Source organism: Litchfieldia stipae (assembly GCF_014837155.1).
GTDB lineage: Bacteria > Bacillota > Bacilli > Bacillales > Bacillaceae_L > Litchfieldia.
The window spans coordinates 81638-105865 of record NZ_JACYHA010000015.1 but is presented as its reverse complement, the minus strand read 5'-3'; the positions used below and the strand labels follow the sequence as shown (position 1 = coordinate 105865).

The following is a 24228-nucleotide window of genomic DNA, read 5'->3' as shown; positions in this document are numbered from 1 at the left end:
GTTCATCCTGAGCCAGGATCAAACTCTCCAAAAAGAGTATTGATTGCTCAATAGTTTGTTACTTGATAAAACGTTGACGCTTGTTTATTGTGTTCAGTTTTCAAAGAACTTTTGTTCAAATCGCTCAAAAGCGACTTTATTAATATAACATTTATCAATTACAGTGTCAATGTTTAATTTCAATCTTTTTTTGTGACACTCACTTATCAAAACTGCTTGTTTTGCAGCGACGTTGATTAATATACCATGCTTATTTTTTCTTTTCAAGTGTTTTTATAAATTTTATTTAATATTATTTTTCATCTATAAAATATGATATCCAATTCGATTAGCTATATCAATATAAGTTCTTCTAAGAAATGATCATCAAAAAAAGATTGCCCTATCACAGGAGCAACCTCTAGATTATTGATTTATAATATTGATGAAGTTTTTGGATATTTTCACACTCATCGTTTTTACCTAATTCTTTATAAATTGAAACTAAAACATTAAATGGAAACAGATTTATGTTATTTTTATTGGTTCTGTCTTTTTCTTCAATTAATAACGGGACTATCGCAATATCATTATTACAATAGAAGATACATTTATCAATGGAGTTCTTATTGCTTTTTCTCAGCTTATCATGAATTTTAATTAACCATATATAAGAAGCATGTACAGTTGAAATATCTTTTGCAATCTCAATTGCTTTAAGCAAAATTTTCTCGGTTAAATTATACTTTCCCATTTCAAATGTCCAGATGCCAATTCCAAGTAAGAAAGAACTCGGATCTCTTCTTGTAGTTAAATCACTGTCAAAGGAATCTACCTGATGCAGATTAAAGCTCGAGAAGCCGTATGATCTTTTACAAACTTGTCTTACGATGTTCTTTTCCTTCTCAGAAAGGGTTTCCCAAAATTCTTCTAAATTAAGCTGCCTAATGATTCCACCATACTTTATAGATAATTGCTGATTCATTTCATTATTTTTCGATTTAAACAAATTTATCAAACTCATCTGACCACCTCTTTTTTGTACAACCATTCTATGCGTGAATCCTTAAATTGATGAAAGATATATACAAGGGTAGTGACTAGATTGTTATATCAAAAGGTAGTCTAGCAATTTTAGTAATAGAGTGAGAACGTAAGGAATGCAAAAACAAGACCCATTGTTACAGAAAAGATAAATGAGCCGGCCTGTACTTTCCCTTCACAATTAGATATTCGAATCCCCTCCATATAAGCATTTGAAATAAGGAAAAGACACATGATAAATGATAAGAACATTGCAAAAGCATGAATAAATTCCATCTTGTTACCTCCAAATAGATTGTTTGATAGATATATATGATAGAACACATACTAGTATTCCCATTATTACTAGACTCTTTTACTATTAAATTCTAGGGCAGTTTTATTTAAATATGACTGAAAGATAAACATCTAATTATCGTCTAATATATAAACATTAAATTTATAAAGGAGGTTTGAAGCGATGGATCCTCAACTAATTGAAAAATGGTTTTATTCCTACAGTGATGATATCTATTCATACCTTGTTTACTACACTGGCTCTAAGGATGTTGAAGACCTTGTGCAAGAAGTTTTTTTAAAAGCCATTCATTCCATTCATCAATTCGAAGCTAAAGCCCATCCAAAAACATGGCTTATATCAATCGCTAGGAATTTAGTGATTGATCGGTTACGCAAGAGGAAGCTCTTAAATCTTATCTCTATTAACATGCTATTTAATAAAGAAGCAGTGATCCAAACAGGAGAAATGCCAGAGGCTATACTCCTTACAAATGAAACACTTTCTGAAATCTATCGTGAGATCAGTTCATTAAAGAATTCTTACAAAGAGGTGCTCATATTACGCCTTGTTCTTGAATACAGCGTAGATCAATCCGCCACTATACTCGGGTGGTCAAATGCTAAGGTCAGTTTAACCTATCACCGGGCATTAACGGCATTAAAGAAAAGGTTGAATAGAACAAATGACAAAGGAGGTAATAACATTGAGAAAACGTCATTATGATCCTGAGAAGGAAAAGTTCCCTACCTTTACAATAGAAGCGACAAAGAAGAAGTCTATGATTAGGACATTAGTTACTGAGGCATCAGACGAACCTCGTAATAAAGTAATTCAAAGAAATATCATGACATACGTTAGCAGTGTGATGATCCTTTGCGTTGTAATTGGACTTGGTTATTATGGTATAACAGCTATAATATCTGATGTAAATCATAATAGTTCTATTCTTCAACAGAATTATGACTTTAGTTTGCCAGCAGGTATGGAAGCTGAGAAACAAGATGATGGTTCTTACCTTTTTAAAGAAGGAAATACAATCGTTGGTGGCATTAGAAAAATAAATAAAGAAGAGAAATCAGAGATATTAGCTGAAGGAGGCATTTTCAAGGAGACGACTATTGAAGGCCTTATGTATCCGACAGAACTTAAATTAATCCATATTAAACGTGATCATATCACTGCGACTTTTCATTACTTCATAAAACCCACTGACACTGAAAAAGATGAATTTAATGTCTACCTCCATCTATATGGTTCTTATGAACAAGAAGAAATGATTACAGAGCAACTTCATCGTATAGCTGAATCTTTGGTAATCCATTAATTTAGATAAGCAACTACCCCTGTTCTCGAATATGATAACAAAAAGAAATCGGGGGATAGGTATGATTAGGATTAATGGTACAACTGTACAATTTGATGACGATAACGAAAATCTTGCTTTAATGAATAAAGAAGAAATTGATATTCTTCAAACCATGGCAAGCCACCAAGATATTTATGAATACGATTCGTTCGAACAACTTTTATTTGAATTAAAAATGCGTATAGAGACAATTGTGGCTGCAGAAGAACTTAATCGTAGTGGTGCTAGATTCGCTACGTTTGAAACCTCATTCTGCAATGAAGAGTATTGGGATTTAATTGAAACCGGGGCATTTGTATTAAAAGATGATACTTCTCCAGCTGAAGCAGTGTTGGATATATACAGTCAAGGAGACAAATATGCATTTGAATGTGCTACAGCCATGGTTATTGTTTTTTACAAGGCTGCTGTTGAATCAGTTGGTAAAGAATCCTTTGATCATTTATTTGCAGATTTAGTTCTCTATGATTGGCATTATGATAAGGACATTGGTTTGATGACTACAAGAGGGAATGAATTTATACCGGGTGATTGCATTTACTTTAAAAATCCAGACTTTGACCCAGAGACTCCTTATTGGAGAGGCGAGAATGCGATTGTTATCAATGAGGACTTATATTACGGGCATGGAATTGGCATTAAAAACGCTACTGAAATCATAGAACATCTTAATAACCATAGAAAAACAAATGCAACAGAATCGGCTTATATTCTTAGTCAGCACACAAGGCCTGATTATCGAACTCTATCAAATTATTCTCTTCCTCAAACAAGATCTGCTCAAATAAATTTGATTACACCTGTTTCTCAAGCTTTTATCGGTAGTAATTTCTATATCTTTTAAAACGGATGCATTATTTGGTAATTGCTTGAAAATACTACAAGTTAAGATCATATTTGTTTGGAGGAAGTTTCATGAAACGATTTGTAGTCATTTGTTTTGTCCTTACTCTTTTCAATATAAGCACAACGAATTTTGCTTTTGCCGAGATAACTGATAAAGAAGTTAGTCAATATATTAACGATATTGGATTAACAAATGAAGAAGTGGAAAACTACCTAACATCTAACCATTCAAGTATCGATGAATTTGATTCTGTTGCCGATTTAGATTCGTTTTTAGGGACTCCAATTACATCAGAGAATCTAAATCAGCTATTAACTGTACATGATCTATCAGAGGAAGAGCTCCATACTCTCCTATCTGGATTTGGAGAAAATCTTGATAATTACTTATTTATTGAGGATTTAGAGGTGGACGTTGGATTTTATTTAAAGCATGCAGAAATCATCCATGAAGCTGAAAGATTACTTTCTGATATCGGGATGACAAGAGATGAAGCCAATCAACTATTTGACCATATAATTACCTTAAATAATAATGGTTCCTTAGAGAGAGAGCTTAGTCCTATTAGTATTAATCTTGAGCAATACTACTCTTATGACTCGAACACTCAATTGTCAGATGCTCAGAAAGCTGATTTACGAACACAGTTTGAGAACATGTTAAGTATTCTTCAGTTAAATCCAAGTTACTATGTTATGAATAATGGAGAACAACAACCGGTAAATTTAGATCAACTTCTTTCAACAGATATTACTGAAGATCAAGTAATCATCGTTCAGTTGAATAATGAGGATGATCAGGTTGTTATGGACCTCCAATTAACTAAGGATAAATTATCAGCAGATTTCCTTATTCTCCGAGGAGAGCAATTTATTAATATGGCAAGCTTAGCAAATGAACTTAATGTATCGATGATGGCTGCTGAATTACCAAACACAGCTTCTCCATTTTGGAACAACATATTAATCGGTCTAGCCTTATCTCTATTAGGCTGGTTCATTTTAGTTAGAAATCGTCCAGCAAAGAGCTAGATAATTGAACAAGAGCAGAGTGGTTACTCATCTGCTCTTTTTTCAATCAAAGCCTTCATATCTCTCCATCCATATGATTGTTCCTCTAATTCCACACCTGAAATAAATATCGTTGCTGTCCCAACCAATTCTGGATTCATGGACTCATAGAATTTACGTGATGGATTATCCTTTAAAAACCAAACTAGCATTGATTGATATCCTTTTTCATAGAGATTATTACATAGTCGGTTAACGAGTTTTTTTCCGATTCCCATTCCCTGGTACTCTTTTAAAAGATAGATGGCATATAACTCTGCATCATACTCATATTTGCCACTTCTTTCTTTGCCACCATTTGCAAATCCAATGATTTCATTCGACTCATTTACAGCAACATATGCACATGACGTTTCAAACCCTTGCTCCAAAATCCTTGTCCACACTTTTTGTTTATCTTGAACCTGTAGACTGTTGAGGTATGCATCTGGGACAATCCCTTTATATGTTGTCAGCCAACTCTCCACTTGCACTCTAGCAATTCCTTCACTATCGGATAACACTGCATGTCGAATCTTTTGCATAGTCCCTCCTATTAGTTCTTATTTGTTTGTACACTCGTTTCTTTATATACTCTTCGCTCATTTAATAAATACAATGAAATACCTACAATAATAACAAGTCCACCAATGACTTGAGTCCAAAGAACATGTTCACCTAAGATAAAATACGCCAAGATGGCAGCCCCTACTGGCTCAAACAAAATAGCTATCGAAATCGTAGAAGTACTCAACCATTGTAGAGACCAGTTAAACATGCTGTGGCCTAACAGTGTTGGCACAATTGCCAGAAGCAGAAAAACCATCCAATCATTTAATGGATATGGAGCTAAAGGATACTGTAAAGCAATGACATAAAGAAACAACGTGATTGAACTAATCCCATATACAATAAAAGTATAGGTGATCAATGACAGCCTCTTCCTAACATGTTGTCCAAAAAGAAGATATGCTGTAACCATGATGCAAGCAATTAATGCTAAGACATCACCATATAGAGCCATTCCACTAATTTGGAAATCTCCCCACGCAATAATAACACTCCCACAAATCCCTAATATGCCACTAGCCACTGAACTAAACCTTATTTTCTCTTTGAAAAAGAGATACGTACCTATAAATGCAAATAAAGGCTGTAAGGTAACTAGAACTGTTGAACTAGTAACTGATGTGTAATTCAATGATTCAAACCATAATATAAAGTGAAAGGCGAGGAATACTCCTGCGATTAACGAGTATAACCAATCTCTTTTAGAAATGAATTGTAGTTCATGTTTATATTTGATTAAGAAAATCGGAAGCAGGATAAACGTAGAAATTAACAAACGATAAAACGCTATCACTGGTGCAGGTGCACTTGCCAGTTTAACTAAAACAGCTGACGTTGATACAGCAATGACACCAATACCAACTAATACAAAGGGATTTATTTTCATTTTACTTAGTACTCCTCTAAATTATGAGATATTTACACTGTTCTAATTATATCTGAATTTTATAAATATAACAGAAAAAAGAGTGACTAAGTCGTCACCCTTTTTTTTGGCTATTTTCGTATATATTGTTGCTTTTTTGATACCGCAGCCTGAATCCACTCCGCGTCCTGTGAGAGCCAACTAGTCCCACGGGAGTCTTTTAGTGTATTCAGTCTGCTAGAAATCTATTCTCAATTAATTAACCTCAAAAAACAACATACTTTGAGAAAACAACCTATTTATTAAATAGTAGTTCCCCGCTTAATTTAAAGGAGTCCATTTGGTGGGCAGTGATTTTTGATGGTGAAAGGGCATATAGATGATCTCCTATATAGACCGTTCTAAAAATCGTACTTTCCCATTCCTCATAAAAATGCTCGCCTTCCATATGTGTAATTTTTGACTGAAGGTTGAAGCCTTTGTTAAGGTCTAGATTGTACACATAAGCCCCTTGGAACTCAAATCGTTGTTCATAAGTATTCCCTTCTACGTCATAATAAACGGACACTGGAAATGCAAACATCCCCTTTGTCTTGTGAAATAACAGAGATTTATGATCAAATTCAATCGGAGAATATGTGCCCCTACCGCCAATAATTTCATTGAATTTTTCCTTAGGGTTTGATACATCACTGACATCAAATAGAGATATTTTGACTCCTTGTGTGAAGACTAATGGCTCTTCTCCAGACTGTTTACTTGGTACAACTTTTGTATCATGTCCAAATCCAATCAGATGATTTTCATCATACGGGTGTAAATACGAGCTAAATCCAGGTATCTTCAATTCCCCTAACACACTTGGTTTCGTCGGATTACTTGCATCGATTACAAACAATGGATCCACTTGCTTAAAGGTGACAATATAAATTCGCTCCCCCATAAATCGCGCAGAATAAATCCGTTCACCACGAGCTAAATTTTCAAGCTGCCCGATTTGTTTTAAATTCTCATCATAGATATAAAGATTGTTTGATGATGGTCTTTCCTCGTTCCATGTATCTCCTTTTGTTGTAACAACACGAAAATTCCCATCGTGCTCATCCATTGAGAACTGGTTCAAAATCGTACCTGATACTTCAGTGGAGCTTCGGAACTCAACCTTCTCCTTATCAATAGAAAATTTGTAAATATTCGTGTCAGGTGAATAGCCTTGATCCATCCTCAAACTAACGAACGTACTATAGTCCGAAACGGCTAAGTATAGGTTATCCTTAGACATATATATCTGATCTCCACTGCCTAAATACGTTGTGAAGGTCGTTTCTTTTTCTGGTTCATTCAAGTTAAATGCTGCAATCATGGTATAGTTCGTTTCATTGGAATTCGGAAAATATTGAATGTCCTTATAGTCTATGAGCTTCTCTTCTTCACTACTAGCTGTATCTGAATATCGCGGCCTAAGCTCCATATTCCCTTCCTCTTCAAGTGTCCAAATATCAGGGTAATGATTTGAAACAAGATAAATGTATTCTCCAATTCTCCTTGAAGTAATATAATTCCCCTCAATTTCAACCTCGCGAATTTGCTTAGGCTCTTTTTTATTACTTATATCGTACACAAGCGCTCGAGTAGAATGAAAAGATGGCAGTATGCCAATCTCTCCATTTCCAGTACTTTGCTTCTTTACATCAGCTCTCTCTTCGTATCCATAACCAATAACAACTAATTGGTCCTCAAAGAGAAATAGCTGTGAAGGTGAAAAAGACTCCTTATAAAGAATAGTTCCTGCAAGCTTCATATCACTTGCTGGGAGTGCCTTCGTAATTAGAACCTTCCCATCCTGTACTTGATAGATATATTCTCCGTCTGTTTTTACGGAATCAGCTTCATCTACACCATCCACTTGGATATTCGTTTCTGAATAACTCATATCAGCAGCATTATTACTTCCAGCTGAACCCGCTGACGATTCTGCCATTTTATCGTCTGAACTCTCCATTCTTAGAAATGAAGATCCTCTACCTTCTTTTGCTCGATCTATCGCTACTTTAAATATTTCGTCCAGTTTTTGTTTTGTTCCGACTACTGGTAGGGTTTCTTGAACAACAAAGGTTAACTGTTTACCTGATTTAATAGCTCTTCCATTATCTGCTTTGATTGTTTTTTTGATATACAATGTATAGAACTCGGCATCGAGCTTAAATCCTTCTTGGGGTGGGGCAATCATCACTGTTTTTCTATCATCACTTACAGATAAATCAACCTCTTGTTTTTCCCCTTTATCATTTATGATAAATACAGATTCCTCCGTAACCGTCTTAGGATCAATTGCTTTTGAAAAATGAACCGTCCATTCCTTATTTGGCAAAACAAGTAATTTCTCATCTGCCCATTCATTAATAATTTTCGGACTCAAACCAAGTAAAATAATTAAAATGCTCACTAATAACAGAATCAAACCGCCCGTGATAAGTATTTTCTTCTTCATTACTTACCCTCCTTTTCTCTATAGACGCAAGGAAGGTTGATTTGTTACAGCATTTCTTAAATAAATTTTAAAAAGGCTGTTTTCCCATAGTTTGTTGATATTAGACATAAATTATTTGAAAGTGAAGGTTCTAGCAGACTGAATACACGGGGGACTCCCGTGGGATTAGTAGGCTCACACAGGACGCGGAGTGTATTCAGGCTGCGGCTTTATAAGCAACATTTCATACAATTACACTAAAAAAAAGTTATAACTATCTACCTATATTTTTTTGTTATTGACTATCTCATTTATGCTAATTAAAATGAAATTAATTCAGCTTTTCTTTTTGGGACTGTAGTTCAGTGGGAGAATACTTGTCTGGCAGACAAGGGGTCGTGGGTTCGAATCCCATCAGTTCCATCCTAATGTAAACACACAAAACACTCTTTCAACTTCTTTATTACTTTGAAGTTGAAGGAGTGTTTTTTTATGGAAAATTAAGTCTTAAGTCTTAGTCGTTAATTGGCCTGTAGTTGGTGTAACAATGATAAGGGATTATATATGATGAATATACCAATAACGAATATCGAAAAGGATGAGTGTTGATGAAGAAAATATTATTTTTCCCCTTATTAAGAATGCCCTCTGGTCATCATCAAGTAGCTGATACATTAACAGCAATCATACAGAAAAGAAACCCCGACATCTTATGTAAGAAGGTTGATTTACTTAGTGAGTGGAATCCAGTGATCGAAAGTATAGTCACCAAAACGTACCTTGAATGGATTCACCATCTCCCTGAAACATACGCTTGGGTATATAAACAAATGGCGTACTCGTCCAAGTCTGGGCGCTCTTATAAATATTATGAATTATTATTCATGAACAAAATGAAGAAAATCATTTCCGAGGAACAGCCTGACCTGATTATTTGCACACATGGCTTCCCTTCATACTTTCTAAGCAGGTTAAAAATAAAAAAACAATGTCCAATACCGGTTATCAACGTCTACACAGACTTTTTCATAAATGATGTATGGGGGAAAGAAGGAATCGATTATCACTTTGTACCAACACTTGCTGCCAAACAACATTTAGTAACTACCAATAATGTGCTCGAAAAAAAGGTGTTTGTCACTGGAATACCCACACATGAATTGTTTGAACAACATGTAAATCATACAAAGACGAACTCGAAATTTCATGTTTTAGTTTCAGGTGGAAGTGTTGGACTTGGAAATATGATTGATATGCTACAGAATCAACCAAACGAGAATAATTGTGAATTTTATGTTTTATGTGGCAAGAATAAAAAGCTTTTCCAACATCTAGTAAAGCTTAAATGTGACAATATCCATCCCTTACCTTATATTTCATCACGTGAAAGAATGAATGAACTATATAGTAATGTTGATGCAATCATCACGAAACCAGGTGGGGTGACAATTAGTGAGGCGTTAAAGAAAAGGATCCCGATTTTCATTCACTCTGCACTCCCTGGACAAGAGGAAATTAATCTAAAGCTATTAAAAGAGGCAAACCTAGTACATGAATTAAAAGATACACATTCACTAGAATACCAGCTTTCTACTGTCTTAAGCGATCCAGCTATGACTGGACAATACCAATATTCAATACAGAAGTACTTAACTGAAATAAAAACAGGCAATCCAGTTGAAATCTCCAATCTCATTAACGATTTGATCACTTTTCATAAAGAAGATATAGGTTCAGATACTTCTCAAGTTGTCAGGTAGATTGGAGGAATCATGAATGATTGAACAATTTTTGCAATGGCTTAATACACTTGGATTTCCAGGGTTATTTCTCGTGATGTTTTTAGAAGGATCATCTTTACCGTTTCCAGGTATTGTTATTGTACTTTCTTTCGGTTATCTCTTCTCTCCTGGTTATTTAGGTACAGCTGTTATCGCTATTGGAATGAGTATTAGTTATACCATTGCAAGTCTTATCCCTTATTTTTTTGGGCGCAAGCTAGAGAAATTATTTCCAAATAGACTACAAAAAGGGTTAGTAAAAGGGAAATTATATTTCAAAAAGTATGGAATATGGAGTATTGCTTTATCTCGTCCTTTTGGCATTGGCAATTATATTTCATATGTAGCTGGCATGAGCAAGGTTAATCTATTGAACTATCTACTATTAACATTCTTAGGAATCTACCCTTGGTCTTTTACCATGATTCTTCTTGGAGATTATTTCAATGGGAATTACAATGCCGTTATGGATTTCTTACACTCCTACAGCATTTATATATATGGGGCTATACTAATCCTACTAATTTGTATTGTCCTATTTTACTATAGAAAAACGAGGAAACAAAAGGGACAAAATGAAGTCCGTGCAAGAAAGGAGGCTCATCATTGAAACGTACAGGAATTTCACTTGGAGGTGGCTCTCTTAGAGGTGTTGCCCATATAGGTGTATTAAAAGAATTACTAGACAACGACATACAGATTACTCACATTGCAGGAACAAGTGCTGGATCTGTTATTGGCGGGCTTTTTGCATGTGGAATGAATCCAGATATGATGAAAACCGTTCTTGATGATTTATCCATCCGACGGCATATAGATATTGGATTCAATAGAAAAGGCTGGATAAAGGGTGATCGAATCTATCAAACATTACTCAAATTGACTGAAGGGAAGCATTTTTCAGATTTGGACCTACCATTTGCCGTCATTTGTGTGGACCTAATATCAGGAGAAATGGTCGTTATTGATTCTGGGGAGGTGGCATTAGCGATACGAGCGAGCATTGCAATTCCTGGTGTCTTTTCACCCGTTGAAATTGAAGATAAACTATTAGTGGACGGTTATATTTTAAATAACAATCCCGCCGATATAGTTAGAGCAATGGGGGCAGACAATGTAACTTCAGTTAGAGTTCGAGGCACAAATTGTTCTCATCCCGCTAATATTATTTCTTATTTAAATCGGTATATCGACATTGCTAGTCAGAAGAATACAGAAAGATGCTTGGAAAAGTATGCAGATCTTTTAATCGATATTGATTTACTTGATATCGGCAGATTTGAAACAAAATATTTATCCAAAGTCATTAAATTAGGTCAGCTTGAGGCACGAAAAGCATTATTAGAGCACCACTCCAAACACCAGAATAGCAATGTGATTCATTTAGAACATTGGCAACGAAAAAACACAAATATATTATAAAAAGAGGATGTCCCTAAGTGCATGGCACTTTCTTTGGGTCATCCTCTTTTCGTTAATCAATCATGAAAATTTGTACCGTCTGTTGTTGCGTTAATGATTCCTGCACGAATGACAAAGTCACCAAAATGCTCGTCTTGCTCGCGTTCTTTTGCATAGCGAGGAAGAATGTCACCCAATACACTTAAGATCTCTTCTTCACCGATATTTTCTCGGTACATTTTGCTAAGTCTGCTACCGTCATGTGCAGCACCTAAATACATATTGTACTTACCTGGTGCTTTTCCAATAAAGCCAATTTCACCTAACGCATGACGTGCGCATCCATTTGGACATCCTGTCATACGAATGGTTATTTCTTTATTGGTTAGACCATTTTCATCAACAATTAATTCAATTTTATCAATAAGCTTCGGTAAGTATCTTTCAGCTTCTGCCATTGCCAATCCACAAGTAGGAAGTGATACACATGCTAATGCGCTACGACGTAATGCAGAGTAATGCTTACCATCTGTTAAGCCATATTGCTCAATTAGTGCCTCAACCTTTTTCTTTTTCTGACTTGATACGTTTGCTATCACTAGATTTTGATTCGCTGTTAAGCGGAAATCACCAGTATGAATTTTCGCAATTTCACGTAATCCAGTCTTCAACTGATAATCATCAAAATCTGCAATACGTCCACCTTCAACAAACAGGGTAAAATGCCACTTTCCTTTTACACCCTTCACCCATCCATAACGATCACCATTATGATCAAAATGGTATGGTTTTGCTTCTTCTAAGCTCCAACCAAGACGATTTTCCAATTCTGCCTTAACGTTATCTAGACCTAAACGGTCAACTGTATATTTGAAGCGAGCGTTTTTTCGAACAGATCGGTTACCATAGTCACGTTGAATCGTAATGATTTTTTCAGCTACATCATACATTTGCTCTGGCTTACAAAAACCAATCACTTTAGCTAACTGAGGATATGTTGCTTTGTCACCATGTGACATCCCCATTCCGCCACCAATAGCAACATTGAAACCAACCAACTTACCCTCTTCTACAATCGCGATATAACCTAGGTCTTGAGAGAATACATCAATGTCATTTGATGGTGGGACGGCAACTCCAATTTTAAACTTACGTGGTAAATATAATGGACCATACATTGGTTCAATTTCTTCTTCCACTTGAGGCGTGCCCGCCACCATTTCCTCATCCAACCAAAGCTCATGATAAGCTCTTGTTCTAGGTAATAAATCATCACTTAGCTTCTTAGACCATTCAAACACCTCTGAATGGAGCTCAGATTGATCTGGATTTGGGTTACACATTACATTACGATTTACGTCTCCACATGCTGCAATGGTATCTAACATGGACGCATGTATTTCTTGAATCGTTTGTTTCATATTCCATTTCAAAATACCGTGCATTTGAAAGGCTTGGCGTGTTGTTAGCTTCAATGTACCGTTCCCGTATTTGTCTGCAAGATCATCCATAACAAGCCATTGTTCTGGTGTCGAAACACCACCTGGTGTACGAACACGAAGCATGAATTGATATGCAGGCTCAAGCTTTTGCTTTTGACGCTCATTACGGAGATCACGGTCATCCTGTAGATAACTGCCATGGAATTTCATTAAACGATTATCATCGTCAGATATTCCAGCACTTAGTGGCTCTAACATTGATTCTGCTAATGTACCACGAAGATAATTACTTCTTTCCTTGATGCCTTCCACATCACTTGGTGCGCCACCTGGCGCTTTTAAAGTTGGGTTCACCATGTTGCAAGACTCCTTTCTAAATCAAAATCAATATACATCACGCTGATAACGTTTTTGCTGTTGCATATCGGCAAGGTAGGCTTCTGCTTCTTCGCGAGTCATTCTACCTTCTTTTTCAAAGATTTCGATAAGTGTTTGATGGACATCGTGTGCCATATGCTTCTCATCACCACAAACATAGAAAGCAGCTCCAGCTTGAATCCAATCAAACAACTCTTTACTATGCTCAAGCATACGATGTTGTACATATACTTTTGATTCCGTATCACGTGAAAACGCCACATCCATTTTCGTTAACACGCCATCCTTAACCCACTTTTGCCATTCCGTTTGGTAAAGGAAATCAGTAACAAAATGCTGATCCCCGAAGAATAACCATGCTTTGCCATCTGCTCCAATTTCCTCACGCTCTTGCATAAAGGAACGGAATGGTGCTATTCCAGTCCCAGGTCCAACCATAATTATCGGAGTACTTGGGTCCTCAGGTAGCTTAAAGTTTTGATTATGTTGAATAAATACTGGTAATGTATCACCAGGCTGTAAGCGTTCTGCACATAGAATGGAGCATACACCTTTTCTTTCACGACCATGTGCACCGTATCGAACGGCACCTATTGTTAAATGAACTTCTTCAGGATTTGCTTGAATACTACTTGCAATTGAATATAGACGTGCAGGCATTTTACGAAGAATTGCTACGAACTCTTCTGCTGACACATTCCATGGACCGAAATCACGAACTAAATCAAGTAAATCACGGCCATCTAGATAAGATTTCAATTGTTCTTCATTCCCTGAAGAAACAAGCTCCTTTAACTTCTCATTTGAAGAAAGCTCTGCTGCTTTCTGTAAAAATGGTTTCGTTAATACCGTAATTTCAAATTGAGTGGTAAGTGCTTCCTTAAGCGAACGTACATCACCTTGTTTGTTTACCTTCACTTTTTCTTCTGGATTCCATTTCAATTCCGATAGTAACAAATCAACTAACTCTGGATCATTCTCAGGGTAAATCCCAAGACTGTCTCCTGGTTCATAGGTAAGACCCGAACCTTCAAGAGATAACTCGATATGTCTTGTTTCTTTATTTGATCCACGACCATTCAAGTTCAGATTTTCAAGAACCTCAGCTCTAAAAGGATTCGTTCTAGAATAAGTAGATTCTCCAACCTGTTGAGTATCTGCATTTACTGATGTAGTTAAAGACACTTCTTGTGCGTCACTGAGATTAGATAGAACTCCTCCAATCCATTCAGCAGCTGGCTCATCAAAGTCAAGATCACAATCTACACGCGGATAAAGTCTAGTACCACCTAGCTCTTCTAATTTCTCATCAAATTCTTTCCCTGTTTGGCAGAAAAATTCATATGAGCTGTCACCAAGAGATAAAACTGAAAAACGAAGATCCTCAAGCTTTGGTGCTCTTCTTCCATGAAGGAACTCATGAAATGACAGGGCATTATCTGGTGGATCTCCCTCTCCATGGGTACTCACTAAAATCAATAAATTCTTAACCTTCTTCAAATTATTGGGCTTAAAATCATTCATCGAAGAAACGGTTACTTTAAATCCACTCTCTTCAAGTGTTTTTCCTGCCTTATTGGCAAGACTTTGAGCATTGCCTGTTTGTGATCCAAATAGGATCGTTACTTCTTTAGAGATTGTCTGAGCTGTAGTCGCTGCCGGTAATTCAGATACTTGATTACCCTGCGTGATCTCAGCAACAGCTGATACAGTTTGGGAAGCTGCTATGTATCCACTCAACCATATTTTTTGTGATTCTGTTAACGTCGGCAGTAATCGATTAAGGAGGTCTGCCTGCTCCTGATTAAACGGACTGTTCATTACCTGAAGTTGCAACAATATCCACCTCACAAAGGATTATAAAACTATCATACTTCTTTTTTCATTATGACTTGTCTCAACCATTTTTGCCAATCATTTACGAATGAATGGCCAATTTACTTAATCGTATATTCATTATTCCTATAAGTCAAGTGGGTTTTATGTTTCATCATGATTTTAACACTTTATAGGATTAGCAAAGATAAGGGAATCGATTCGACAGTTTTCACAATTCTCTTCAACACTTAGTCGAATTAACTCGGAAAGTATTTGTTATCTTTCACCCCAAACTTGTCAATCATAATCTAGAACCGGACATGGTAAGACTGACTATCATTACAGCCTTTATCTACTAATTGACATCATAACCATGTTCGGTTTGAATTTGATCTTATAATAATTGTTTCTATAAATTAGGTATAAAACGATTATCCAAACCTCATACTTATTAGTAAATAATGTCTAGGTGGGAGTCCCTTGAGTATATTTAACGCCATATCTGAGTGGAAGAACGAAAGACATCATCAACACCTAACTCAGATGAAATCAATTGGAAAGTGTCCAGAATGTAATGGAAGTCGAATCGTCCCAACCTTTCGTGCCATTTATAACGGGCCACCTCTTTGCCCTGGTTGTGAAGGAAGTGGCTTATATTCAGATTGGAAGAATCGTCAATAAGGAAGGGATCAGACCTATTCGTCTTGATCCCTTTCTTTCTAGCTTTCCTCTACCCCTTAGCATCTACACGCTCTTTCCGCACACGCTTTAACATAAAAATGCTCTTTCTTCCATTTGTCTTTTCGATTGAATTAACAATAAAACTTACTACAATTAATTCAGCTAATAAGCCAATAGATTGTGCAAATGCACCAATTGCACCGTTCCACCCTGCAGCAAATTTAACACCCAAACCTAAAACGATTAGAGTAATAACGAGGTTGGTTGACTGTGATACAATGGTCACTTTCGTTTGTCGATGAAGCATTAAAATCCCATTAAAGAAATCGACAAATGGAAAGACCAATGCCATGATCATGAATATCTTCAACACCTGTAAGCTCGCCTCTAGTAATCTACCATTAATCCCCATCACATATTGTAGAAATAAAGGACCAATCTCAGTAAAACAAAATAATGCAATCAGTAAAAATGGAATAAAGCCGATAAGTAATGAAAATTGTTTAATTAACACCTCATTGTCATCATAAAAGTTAATGACTATTTGGTGAATATAGGAGAAAAAGCTTAAAAATAATTGAGTGACACTTAAAGCGATTGCATAACTTGCAATGGCTAACTCTATATCACTTGTCTTACCTAAGAATACATTAATCGATGGTCCAATTATGACAGTCACGACTGATGATAACATTAAAGGATGATAAAAGCGGAATATTTGGGATTTAGATTTTATTTTCAACTCACTTTTTTCTGGCATACCTTTGACTAACTTCCTCGCTTCAAACATGCTAATGATAAATTCAATCATCATTCCTGTTAAGAAAATGTATGCTCCAGTTACAGCTGTTATATGACCAGTGTGGATAAAAATCAACGATAAAGCATACATTGCAGCTAAACGAATCATCATTCCGATTGTAAGCCATTTCGTCTGACGATTGAAAATAATAATCCCATGACACAGACAACGTAACCCAGAAAAAACAGTAACAAAAATTAATACCTGATAAATTTCCTTGATTCCAGCTACCATGGATTCTTTCACACCAAAAAGAGTAAGGAAGATAAAATCTCCAATACTTGTATAGGCAACAGCTAAAGAAATCAACATGATTCCACCAATCAAATAAAAGGAGAAATTCGTCATTAATTTAAATGAGTTCCTGTCTCTTACTAACGTCGAACAGGTTTGCCTTAAAATCACCGCTAAACGCTCGGTAATGGCAAATAAACTCATCGCTATCGCATAGCTTGCGATAATCGTTTCAGAATTCTCTGCTCGGGCAAGTGTACTGTTGATGATAATATGTGACAGTGTAACAAGGCTTGCAGAAATTCCAAGTGGGATAAAAAATATTAAAATCGTTTTTATTTCCAGCTGTTCCTTACTATCTGATTTCATAGGTTCCCCGCACCTTTTTCACGTTATTTAATCCAATAAAAGGAGCTGCTCCAATGTAAGTGTAGGCACACTTTTGGGGCAGCTCCTTTCTTATGTGGGCTTAGACACCCATTTTTCGTCTTGTGTTACTTGGCTTTTTTGTTGCTTGGCTTTTTGCCTTTTGGTTAGGACTTTGCCCAAACTTTTGTCCTTTTGCTTGAGCTTGTTTTTTATTCGCAAGCTGCTGCTTCATTAACTCCTGCAAGCTTACCTTCTTACGTTCTGGTGCTTCTACTTGTTCTTGGTTTTGGTTCTCGTTTGACATATGGTCGGACTCCTTTTCATCCTTAAATGGTTCATTACTGATTGTCACCATTATAATACACAACTAATCATAAAACCATTACCTTATTTGCCCGTCACCTGTCATTAAGTACTTAATCGTTGTTAAGGCGGGTAATCCCATTGGTCCTCGAGCGTGTAATTTTTGAGTGGAGATTCCGATTTCTGCTCCAAAACCTAATGCTCCACCATCAGTAAAACGAGTAGATGCATTGTGATAAAGTGCAGATGCATCCACTAGCTTCATAAATTTAGAAGCAGCTGACTCATCCTCCGTAATAATCGCTTCAGAATGCTTCGTTCCATAGGTCTCAATATGTTCAATCGCTTCATCAATTGAATCTACTACTTTAACAGCGATATCTAAGCTTAAGTATTCATTCTCCCAATCTGATTCGGTTGCTATCTTAGCTCCTGGGATACGTGAAGCAACCGTTTCATCGCCATGTATTGTTATGTTATATTCGTGACATGTAGCCATAAACGTATCTAAGTTATTCTCAAACCATACTTTGTGAATAATCGCTGTTTCCGCTGCATTACATACGGCTGGACGATCTGTTTTTGCGTTGATAAGAATCTTCAATGCTTTTTCAACATTAGCCTTCTCATCTATATACAAGTGACAGTTTCCAACACCTGTTTCAAGTACTGGGACGGTTGCGTTATTTACCACTGCGTTAATTAGTGAAGCACCACCTCGTGGAATTAAAACATCAATATGCTGCTTCATCGTGAATAACTCCTGTGTTGCTGTACGGTCTGTACTTGCAATAAATTGGACAGCTTCTTTTGGAATCTTCGTTTTTTCCAGTGCTTGATGCATCACATCGACAATCGCCTGGTTTGAATGGATTGCTGAAGATCCTCCTTTTAGAACAATGGCATTTCCTGATTTAAGAGCCAGACCCGTTGCATCTGCCGTAACATTTGGTCTTGCTTCATAAATCATTCCAATAACACCAAGTGGGACTGTTACTTTTTCTACCTTTAATCCATTTTCTAATGTCCAGCTTGATAATACCTCATTGGTTGGATCGGCAAGCTTTGCAACTTGACGTAATCCATCTGCAAAATCAAAGATTCTTTCCTTTGATAAACTTAAGCGATCGATATATGCTGCATCAAAGCCTTGTTCCTTACCAGCTTCTAGATCCTTTTGATTGGCTTGTAAAATGGTTTTATATTCCTCTTCTAAACTGGTAGCTAAAACAAGTAACGCTTCATTCTTTTCTTCTGTAGTTAATAGACTTAGTTGTTTTGCTGCTTTTTTAGCTGCTATTGCTTGAATTTCAACACTTGATTTTTCTAAAATAGCCATCCAAACACTCCCTGTTTTCTATAATCCTACTGGTATTGAAACATCCAAATGGCAAACAACATTTTCAATCTCAAAAACTGGTTTAATATGTGTCTGCCCATTTTCCGTTTTATCTATATATTCCTGAAGCTGATCTGACGAATAATTGACAATTCCAAGCCCTATTTCATCACCGTTTTGTTCACACAATCTTATGACAGACCCTTCCTTGAAATATCCCTCTAGATCTAACACTTCCTGAATGGATACACTTTGTTTTTTGTCGATAAGTAAGGTACGAGCCTTACTAGTCAACGTGATCTTCCCTTTAGGACCCGAATTGAAGGCGATCCATTGCTTTTTCTGATTCAAACAAACGGTATCATCTGTTGCTTCGAAATAGGTTCCCTTTGCTTCCTGGTGGACAGCATCTATTAAAATGTTAGGATGACTTGCTTTCCCTAAAAAGGTATTAATTCCTAGAGCCATTGCGATTTTGACCGCATCAATTTTTGATTTCATCCCGCCAGTACCAACTTCACTACCTGATCCACCTGCTGCCGCTTCAATTTCTGGTGTAATTTCATAGACTTTATCTAATAATGTGGCTTCACTATTTTGTCTAGGGTCTGAATCATATAACCCATCTATATCTGAAAGGATAATCAATTGATCAGATTCTAATAAACCTGCAACCTTTGCTGAAAGTGTATCATTGTCACCAAACTTTAACCGATCAATTGTCACAGTATCATTTTCATTTACAATCGGAATGATTCCACGCTCTAACAATACATTAATTGTATTACGGACATTGTTATAACGATTTTCATCCGAGAAATCTCCTCTTGTAATCAAGATTTGAGAGGCCACATAGCCGTGAGACAAAAATAATTCTGAATATGCCTCTATTAAAAGCCCTTGCCCAATAGAAGCAGCTGCTTGCTTTTCTGGTAATGAGATTGGTCGATCTAGACAACCTAGCTTCCGGTAGCCTGCTGCTACAGCTCCTGATGAAACAAGTACAACCTCATGTCCTTCATCCTTTAGTTGGACTACTTCATCAACTAGTTTTTCTAGCTTCTTTCTGCTAATCTCCCCATGTCTACTTGTTAGTGAGCTGCTTCCTATTTTTATTACAACCCTTAGGTTGTTGACGTCTTGGGCCGTCATTATATCACTCCTGTGTCTAATTTGGTTGTTTTATATTGCTTTAATCTTCTTCACTGCGGCTTCCCCTTGAAGCTGCGCACTAATTTCCTTTGAACGTGCGGATGCACTTTTTACCGCTTCAGAAATAGCAATGCCACCACCATTTAAATCTAACGCCTTTAATCCAGCAGCTGTTGTGCCATTTGGGGACGTAACATTCTCTCGTAGAACCTTAGGCGTTTCATCTTGCTCTTGAATCATTTTTGCTGCTCCTACTATGGTTTGGGCAATAATCTGACGAGATGTTTCAGGGTCAAGGCCATTCTCTGCCCCGACTTTTTCCATATGCTCCATGAGGTAATAAAAGTATGCAGGACCACTACCAGCTATTCCTGTAAAGATATCCATCTTCTCCTCATTAATGACAAATACTTCGCCAATTGTTTGTAGAAGCTCTATTGCTAATTTGACTTGTTCAAATGATGTGTTTGTTCCTGAGGATATAGCTGTTGCTGATTCACCAATCATACTTGACGTGTTTGGCATGACTCGTATGACTTGTTGACCTGGATGTAGATGTTGTTCGATATATGAGGTTGTAATTCCCGCTAACACGGAAAGAATTAATGTATTTGGATGAATGTCATTTTTAATAGAAAGTAAGGCTTGATCAATATCCTTTGGCTTCATCGCTAAAATAACGATATCAATTTCCTTTAAGCCTACCGTTTCTCTTTGTGCAACAGAAACTCCGTATTTCTTCTCCATTTCTTTTAAGCGCTGAACGTTATTTCTGTTTGTGACAATTACTTGCTTTGGTGGGACCTTTTCAGAATGAACTATTCCTGAAATCATTGCTTCTGCCATTGATCCTGCACCTAAGAATGCAATCGTTTTTTTATATAGCATGTCATCTCTCCCATTTGTTTGTTTTGTTCGTATTTTTGTTCTCTTTTTTTGCAACGACTTTATCGTAACATGTATAAAATTGTTTTCAATAGGTTCAGAGGAAGTGATAAGTAAAACAATCAATTAGTGAGTGAAAGCGTTACCATTCATCTCTAATCTTTGTTAAGACGCTCTGAAGGCTAATAATTCCATCTCACTCGAGAATATGGAGATTGTGTGAACATGCGGTCCTAGATACCTTAGGACGAAAGTAGTCTTTTATAAAAAAGGGAATCATGATTAAATAACTATATTAGATTTAGTTGATTGAATGTAACGAATTTCAATGATTGGATTTAGCCTAAGGGGTGGAATTGTGGATAAACAAATATTAATTATTGAAGATGAAATAAAGATTGCTCGGGTATTAAAGCTTGAATTAGAGCATGAGGGTTATAAGGTTGATATGGCACATACAGGAACCTCTGGCTTATCACTTTTTCAATCTAGCAAGTGGGATTTAGTCATATTAGACGTGATGTTACCAGAGCTTAGTGGATTAGAACTACTTAGAAGAATCCGTGGAACCGGTGATTTAACCCCCATCATTTTGCTCTCAGCAAGAGACTCTACTCCAGATAAAGTAAGTGGATTAGACCTTGGGGCAAATGATTATATGACGAAGCCGTTTGAAATTGAAGAATTATTAGCAAGAATCCGTGCTAGTTTAAGAATTAAGCATCATTCGACGGAAGATGGATTAAAAATGGCTGATCTACTCATCGAAGAGAAATCAAGGCTTGTTACACGGTCAGGAGTCAATATCGAATTAACTCCAAGAGAGTATGATTTACTTCTTTTTCTTCTGAAGAATAAAAACCAAGTATTAAATCGTGATCAGCTTTTAACCAATGTATGGGGATTCGATTATCTAGGAGATACCAATGTCGTTGACGTCTACATTCGTTATTTAAGAAAAAAGATAGACCAGCCTTTTTCACCCCCTCTGATCCATACTGTAAGAGGTGTAGGCTATATGATGAAGGAGTAGTCCATGAAACTTAGCTCAAGAATTCAACTGTTTTCGACCGTCTTATTATTACTTATGATCATTCTGACTAACACAGCTATTTACTTTGTTTTTATGAACATGATGATATCAAATGAAAAAGACCGGGTTCAGAGACAAACAGAACAAATAGCAGAAGGGTTACAATCCCTTGATATGACAGAAACTAGCTCAACAAATCTCCTTCATGCATACCTTCCTGCAAACGGGATGATTCGAATTATCGACAAGGACGGCGTGCCACAAATTACAACAACGAAGAACATGGCCATTACTGATGAAATTAATCCTTCCTATCAAACAATGAGTCAGACGGTTGTAAAACAAATCAAACAAGACCGCTATGTCGTCAGCTATTATCCAATGATAGGGAATGATTCGAATATTGTTACTCTTGAAGTAGCTGAAAGTATTCAAGAAACTGATACTACACTAAGACAATTACGCACTGTTCTCTTTATTGCATCCCTTGTTGTTCTAATCCCTTCCTTTCTTGGAGGAAGAGCATTGAGCATCTTGATTTTGAAACCAATTATGACCTTAACTACAACAATGAAGGACATTCAAAAAAGAGGGATATTCAAGAAAATTGATCTCGAGCATCATTCTAAGGATGAATTACATGAAATGGGTAGTACCTTTAATTCAATGATGGAAATTCTAGAAAATAACTTTGAAAAACAACAGCAATTTGTGTCAGATGCTTCTCATGAGCTTAGAACACCACTTACCGTGATTGAAAGCTATGCAAGCATGTTAAAGCGCTGGGGAATGAAAAAACCAGACGTTCTTGAGGAATCCGTTGAAGCCATATATTCCGAAGCTGTTCGGATGAAAGAAATGACCAATCAAATGCTGCAACTGGCAGGGTCAGATGCAAAATGGAAGCTTGAGATTGAAGACATTGACATGGTCCCCCTATGTTCTGAAGTAATCCGTACATGTAGTGATGTCTTTCAAAGAAATATTACATTAATCAATAATAAAGATTCGATTATTTATCCTGTAGATAAACATAAGATGAAGCAATTATTATTTATATTGTTAGATAATGCCATTAAATATAGCTCTGATGATATTGAAGTTATTCTACTTGAAGATCAAGACAGACTGTTCATCAAAGTCAAGGATTTAGGTATGGGTATCCCAGAGAGTGAAATCGACTCTGTCTTTGATCGCTTTTACCGCGTGGATAAAGCGAGAAATCGTGAATCTGGTGGGACCGGACTAGGACTGTCTATCGCTCAGAGAATTGCAAATGCTCATGACGCGAATATTTCAGTGGAGAGTCGTGAAGGACAAGGCACGACATTTACAATTGAGTTTCAAGAGAGGAAGCTAATATGAAGAAAAAGCTGATAATTGGAAGCATCGTGGTAGCGGGTATCCTCATTCTAATAGTTGTTTACTTTCAATTTATAACCCCTTCTTCACAACAATCAGCCTTGACACAGCAAGAAATGATCCAAGTGGTGGAGGAAAGGTATCAGGGGATAGTAGACGAAATTATTCCACTTGAAGAGAACTATAAACTCCTATTTTCAAATGAGTTGGGAAGTTATGAAGTAACATTGGATTCTCAAGGAAAGGTAATAGAATTACAATTGATTGAAGCCAATGAAAAGAATGAATCCACCTCACTGCTTACAGAAGAAGAGGCGACAAGACTAGCCATTGAACAAGTGAATGGGAATGTTGATTCTGTTCAAGAAACAACAAAAGATTCACGCTCAATCTATTCTGTGACCATAACTAGTTCAGATGGAACGTTTCAGGTTGAGATTGATCGCGCTACTGGTGAGACTCTTGATATCCATGAGACTTCCACTTCTCTACCAACTACAAAAATATCTGAAAAAGAAGCCATTGCAATAGCTTTAGCTGAGGTGAATGGTGAAGTTGACGATGTTGAACTAGAAGAAGACAATGGAACTTATTATTATGAGGTGGAAATCGAATATAATGACAAAGACGTTGTCATCACGATCGATGCCTATACAGGAAAGATTTTATCAATTACATGGGAAAATTAATAAAACCTTTCTATTTTCTCATCAAATTCTAATCTTCCTATTGTTTTCCTCTCATTTTCACTGACTACAATGAAGTTGAGAAAACAAAA

At 36.5% G+C, this 24228-nt stretch carries 23 protein-coding genes and 1 tRNA gene; 12 read left to right on the top strand and 12 right to left on the bottom strand.

Going from position 1 to position 24228, the window contains the following annotated elements; genetic code table 11:
- Window positions 1–400: 400 nt before the first annotated feature.
- On the bottom strand, window positions 401–1030 hold the full coding sequence (locus F7888_RS16565) for a hypothetical protein (RefSeq protein WP_191781324.1): 630 nt from the start codon (window positions 1028–1030) through the stop codon (window positions 401–403).
- An 83-nt stretch (window positions 1031–1113) separates the two neighbouring features.
- The gene (locus F7888_RS16560; protein ID WP_191781322.1) at window positions 1114–1299 is read right to left on the bottom strand and encodes a hypothetical protein; all 186 of its coding nucleotides are present in this window, start codon (window positions 1297–1299) and stop codon (window positions 1114–1116) included.
- Between the two features lie 184 nt (window positions 1300–1483).
- On the opposite strand from F7888_RS16560, the gene F7888_RS16555 reads away from it, so the two are divergent.
- The 4 genes from F7888_RS16555 (at window position 1484) to F7888_RS16540 (ending at window position 4547) form a co-directional block, all read left to right on the top strand.
- Entirely contained in the window at window positions 1484–2026 is a 543-nt protein-coding gene (locus tag F7888_RS16555) for an RNA polymerase sigma factor (RefSeq protein ID WP_191781320.1), read from the top strand.
- Entirely contained in the window at window positions 2007–2627 is a 621-nt protein-coding gene (locus tag F7888_RS16550; protein ID WP_191781318.1) for a hypothetical protein, read from the top strand. The genes F7888_RS16555 and F7888_RS16550 overlap by 20 nt, the downstream gene beginning before the upstream one ends.
- A gap of 61 nt (window positions 2628–2688) precedes the next feature.
- Window positions 2689–3513, top strand: coding sequence for a protein-glutamine gamma-glutamyltransferase (locus F7888_RS16545; protein WP_191781317.1), 825 nt, complete (start codon window positions 2689–2691; stop codon window positions 3511–3513).
- 71 nt (window positions 3514–3584) lie between these two features.
- Window positions 3585–4547, top strand: a complete 963-nt coding sequence (locus tag F7888_RS16540; protein ID WP_191781315.1) for a processed acidic surface protein — start codon at window positions 3585–3587, stop codon at window positions 4545–4547.
- Window positions 4548–4570: 23 nt separating this feature from the next.
- On the opposite strand, the gene F7888_RS16535 is transcribed toward F7888_RS16540, so the two are convergent.
- The 3 genes from F7888_RS16535 to F7888_RS16525 all read right to left on the bottom strand — a co-directional run bounded on the left by F7888_RS16535 (window position 4571) and on the right by F7888_RS16525 (window position 8491).
- A complete protein-coding gene (locus F7888_RS16535; RefSeq protein ID WP_191781313.1) occupies window positions 4571–5110 on the bottom strand; it encodes a GNAT family N-acetyltransferase in 540 nt (179 codons plus the stop codon).
- Between the two features lie 11 nt (window positions 5111–5121).
- Window positions 5122–6021, bottom strand: coding sequence for a DMT family transporter (locus F7888_RS16530; RefSeq protein ID WP_191781312.1), 900 nt, complete (start codon window positions 6019–6021; stop codon window positions 5122–5124).
- A 274-nt stretch (window positions 6022–6295) separates the two neighbouring features.
- On the bottom strand, window positions 6296–8491 hold the full coding sequence (locus tag F7888_RS16525) for a beta-propeller domain-containing protein (protein WP_191781309.1): 2196 nt from the start codon (window positions 8489–8491) through the stop codon (window positions 6296–6298).
- A gap of 330 nt (window positions 8492–8821) precedes the next feature.
- On the opposite strand from F7888_RS16525, the gene F7888_RS16520 reads away from it, so the two are divergent.
- The 4 genes from F7888_RS16520 to F7888_RS16505 all read left to right on the top strand — a co-directional run bounded on the left by F7888_RS16520 (window position 8822) and on the right by F7888_RS16505 (window position 11673).
- Window positions 8822–8893, top strand: a tRNA-Ala gene (locus F7888_RS16520).
- 185 nt (window positions 8894–9078) lie between these two features.
- On the top strand, window positions 9079–10230 hold the full coding sequence (locus F7888_RS16515) for an MGDG synthase family glycosyltransferase (RefSeq protein ID WP_191781307.1): 1152 nt from the start codon (window positions 9079–9081) through the stop codon (window positions 10228–10230).
- Between the two features lie 16 nt (window positions 10231–10246).
- Window positions 10247–10861 carry a DedA family protein gene (locus F7888_RS16510; RefSeq protein WP_191781305.1) on the top strand — a complete coding sequence of 205 codons (615 nt, stop codon included), beginning with the start codon at window positions 10247–10249 and terminating at the stop codon, window positions 10859–10861.
- Window positions 10858–11673: a patatin-like phospholipase family protein gene (locus tag F7888_RS16505; RefSeq protein ID WP_191781303.1), complete on the top strand. Its 816-nt coding sequence runs from the start codon at window positions 10858–10860 to the stop codon at window positions 11671–11673. The genes F7888_RS16510 and F7888_RS16505 overlap by 4 nt, the downstream gene beginning before the upstream one ends.
- Window positions 11674–11729: 56 nt before the next feature.
- Here the strand turns inward: F7888_RS16505 and cysI are convergent, their stop codons facing one another.
- Window positions 11730–13451 carry an assimilatory sulfite reductase (NADPH) hemoprotein subunit gene (gene cysI / locus F7888_RS16500; protein WP_191781301.1) on the bottom strand — a complete coding sequence of 574 codons (1722 nt, stop codon included), beginning with the start codon at window positions 13449–13451 and terminating at the stop codon, window positions 11730–11732.
- A gap of 27 nt (window positions 13452–13478) precedes the next feature.
- Window positions 13479–15308: an assimilatory sulfite reductase (NADPH) flavoprotein subunit gene (locus F7888_RS16495; protein WP_191781299.1), complete on the bottom strand. Its 1830-nt coding sequence runs from the start codon at window positions 15306–15308 to the stop codon at window positions 13479–13481.
- Between the two features lie 462 nt (window positions 15309–15770).
- Here F7888_RS16495 and F7888_RS16490 point away from each other — a divergent pair, with 462 nt between their 5' ends.
- The gene (locus F7888_RS16490; protein ID WP_191781297.1) at window positions 15771–15971 is read left to right on the top strand and encodes a methionine aminopeptidase; all 201 of its coding nucleotides are present in this window, start codon (window positions 15771–15773) and stop codon (window positions 15969–15971) included.
- Window positions 15972–16020: 49 nt separating this feature from the next.
- Here the strand turns inward: F7888_RS16490 and F7888_RS16485 are convergent, their stop codons facing one another.
- The 5 genes from F7888_RS16485 to proC all read right to left on the bottom strand — a co-directional run bounded on the left by F7888_RS16485 (window position 16021) and on the right by proC (window position 21058).
- Entirely contained in the window at window positions 16021–17376 is a 1356-nt protein-coding gene (locus tag F7888_RS16485) for a multi antimicrobial extrusion protein MatE (RefSeq protein WP_225228849.1), read from the bottom strand.
- 100 nt (window positions 17377–17476) lie between these two features.
- Entirely contained in the window at window positions 17477–17680 is a 204-nt protein-coding gene (locus tag F7888_RS16480; protein ID WP_191781295.1) for a hypothetical protein, read from the bottom strand.
- Between the two features lie 78 nt (window positions 17681–17758).
- Window positions 17759–19018: a glutamate-5-semialdehyde dehydrogenase gene (locus F7888_RS16475; RefSeq protein ID WP_191781293.1), complete on the bottom strand. Its 1260-nt coding sequence runs from the start codon at window positions 19016–19018 to the stop codon at window positions 17759–17761.
- An 18-nt stretch (window positions 19019–19036) separates the two neighbouring features.
- Window positions 19037–20170 carry a glutamate 5-kinase gene (gene proB, locus F7888_RS16470; RefSeq protein ID WP_191781290.1) on the bottom strand — a complete coding sequence of 378 codons (1134 nt, stop codon included), beginning with the start codon at window positions 20168–20170 and terminating at the stop codon, window positions 19037–19039.
- Between the two features lie 30 nt (window positions 20171–20200).
- A complete protein-coding gene (gene proC, locus F7888_RS16465) occupies window positions 20201–21058 on the bottom strand; it encodes a pyrroline-5-carboxylate reductase (protein ID WP_191781288.1) in 858 nt (285 codons plus the stop codon).
- A gap of 355 nt (window positions 21059–21413) precedes the next feature.
- On the opposite strand from proC, the gene F7888_RS16460 reads away from it, so the two are divergent.
- The 3 genes from F7888_RS16460 to F7888_RS16450 are packed head-to-tail and all read left to right on the top strand — an operon-like array spanning window position 21414 to window position 24139.
- Complete coding sequence (locus F7888_RS16460; RefSeq protein ID WP_191781286.1) at window positions 21414–22088, top strand: response regulator transcription factor; 675 nt, start codon at window positions 21414–21416, stop codon at window positions 22086–22088.
- A gap of 3 nt (window positions 22089–22091) precedes the next feature.
- Window positions 22092–23453 carry a HAMP domain-containing sensor histidine kinase gene (locus F7888_RS16455; protein ID WP_191781284.1) on the top strand — a complete coding sequence of 454 codons (1362 nt, stop codon included), beginning with the start codon at window positions 22092–22094 and terminating at the stop codon, window positions 23451–23453.
- The gene (locus F7888_RS16450) at window positions 23450–24139 is read left to right on the top strand and encodes a PepSY domain-containing protein (RefSeq protein ID WP_191781282.1); all 690 of its coding nucleotides are present in this window, start codon (window positions 23450–23452) and stop codon (window positions 24137–24139) included. Before F7888_RS16455 ends, F7888_RS16450 begins: the two co-directional genes overlap by 4 nt.
- Window positions 24140–24228 lie beyond the last annotated feature (89 nt).

What these genes read in the sequence shown, in the direction of transcription:
- F7888_RS16525 (WP_191781309.1), bottom strand. Translation starts at nt 8,491, where the DNA reads ATGAAGAAGAAAATACTTATCACGGGCGGTTTGATTCTGTTATTAGTG.
- F7888_RS16475 (WP_191781293.1), bottom strand. Translation starts at nt 19,018, where the DNA reads ATGGCTATTTTAGAAAAATCAAGTGTTGAAATTCAAGCAATAGCAGCT.
- F7888_RS16485 (WP_225228849.1), bottom strand. Translation starts at nt 17,376, where the DNA reads ATGAAATCAGATAGTAAGGAACAGCTGGAAATAAAAACGATTTTAATA.
- F7888_RS16545 (WP_191781317.1), top strand. Translation starts at nt 2,689, where the DNA reads ATGATTAGGATTAATGGTACAACTGTACAATTTGATGACGATAACGAA.
- proB (WP_191781290.1), bottom strand. Translation starts at nt 20,170, where the DNA reads ATGACGGCCCAAGACGTCAACAACCTAAGGGTTGTAATAAAAATAGGA.
- proC (WP_191781288.1), bottom strand. Translation starts at nt 21,058, where the DNA reads ATGCTATATAAAAAAACGATTGCATTCTTAGGTGCAGGATCAATGGCA.
- F7888_RS16535 (WP_191781313.1), bottom strand. Translation starts at nt 5,110, where the DNA reads ATGCAAAAGATTCGACATGCAGTGTTATCCGATAGTGAAGGAATTGCT.
- F7888_RS16540 (WP_191781315.1), top strand. Translation starts at nt 3,585, where the DNA reads ATGAAACGATTTGTAGTCATTTGTTTTGTCCTTACTCTTTTCAATATA.
- cysI (WP_191781301.1), bottom strand. Translation starts at nt 13,451, where the DNA reads ATGGTGAACCCAACTTTAAAAGCGCCAGGTGGCGCACCAAGTGATGTG.
- F7888_RS16480 (WP_191781295.1), bottom strand. Translation starts at nt 17,680, where the DNA reads ATGTCAAACGAGAACCAAAACCAAGAACAAGTAGAAGCACCAGAACGT.
- F7888_RS16510 (WP_191781305.1), top strand. Translation starts at nt 10,247, where the DNA reads ATGATTGAACAATTTTTGCAATGGCTTAATACACTTGGATTTCCAGGG.
- F7888_RS16450 (WP_191781282.1), top strand. Translation starts at nt 23,450, where the DNA reads ATGAAGAAAAAGCTGATAATTGGAAGCATCGTGGTAGCGGGTATCCTC.
- F7888_RS16565 (WP_191781324.1), bottom strand. Translation starts at nt 1,030, where the DNA reads ATGGTTGTACAAAAAAGAGGTGGTCAGATGAGTTTGATAAATTTGTTT.
- F7888_RS16555 (WP_191781320.1), top strand. Translation starts at nt 1,484, where the DNA reads ATGGATCCTCAACTAATTGAAAAATGGTTTTATTCCTACAGTGATGAT.
- F7888_RS16530 (WP_191781312.1), bottom strand. Translation starts at nt 6,021, where the DNA reads ATGAAAATAAATCCCTTTGTATTAGTTGGTATTGGTGTCATTGCTGTA.
- F7888_RS16455 (WP_191781284.1), top strand. Translation starts at nt 22,092, where the DNA reads ATGAAACTTAGCTCAAGAATTCAACTGTTTTCGACCGTCTTATTATTA.
- F7888_RS16560 (WP_191781322.1), bottom strand. Translation starts at nt 1,299, where the DNA reads ATGGAATTTATTCATGCTTTTGCAATGTTCTTATCATTTATCATGTGT.
- F7888_RS16515 (WP_191781307.1), top strand. Translation starts at nt 9,079, where the DNA reads ATGAAGAAAATATTATTTTTCCCCTTATTAAGAATGCCCTCTGGTCAT.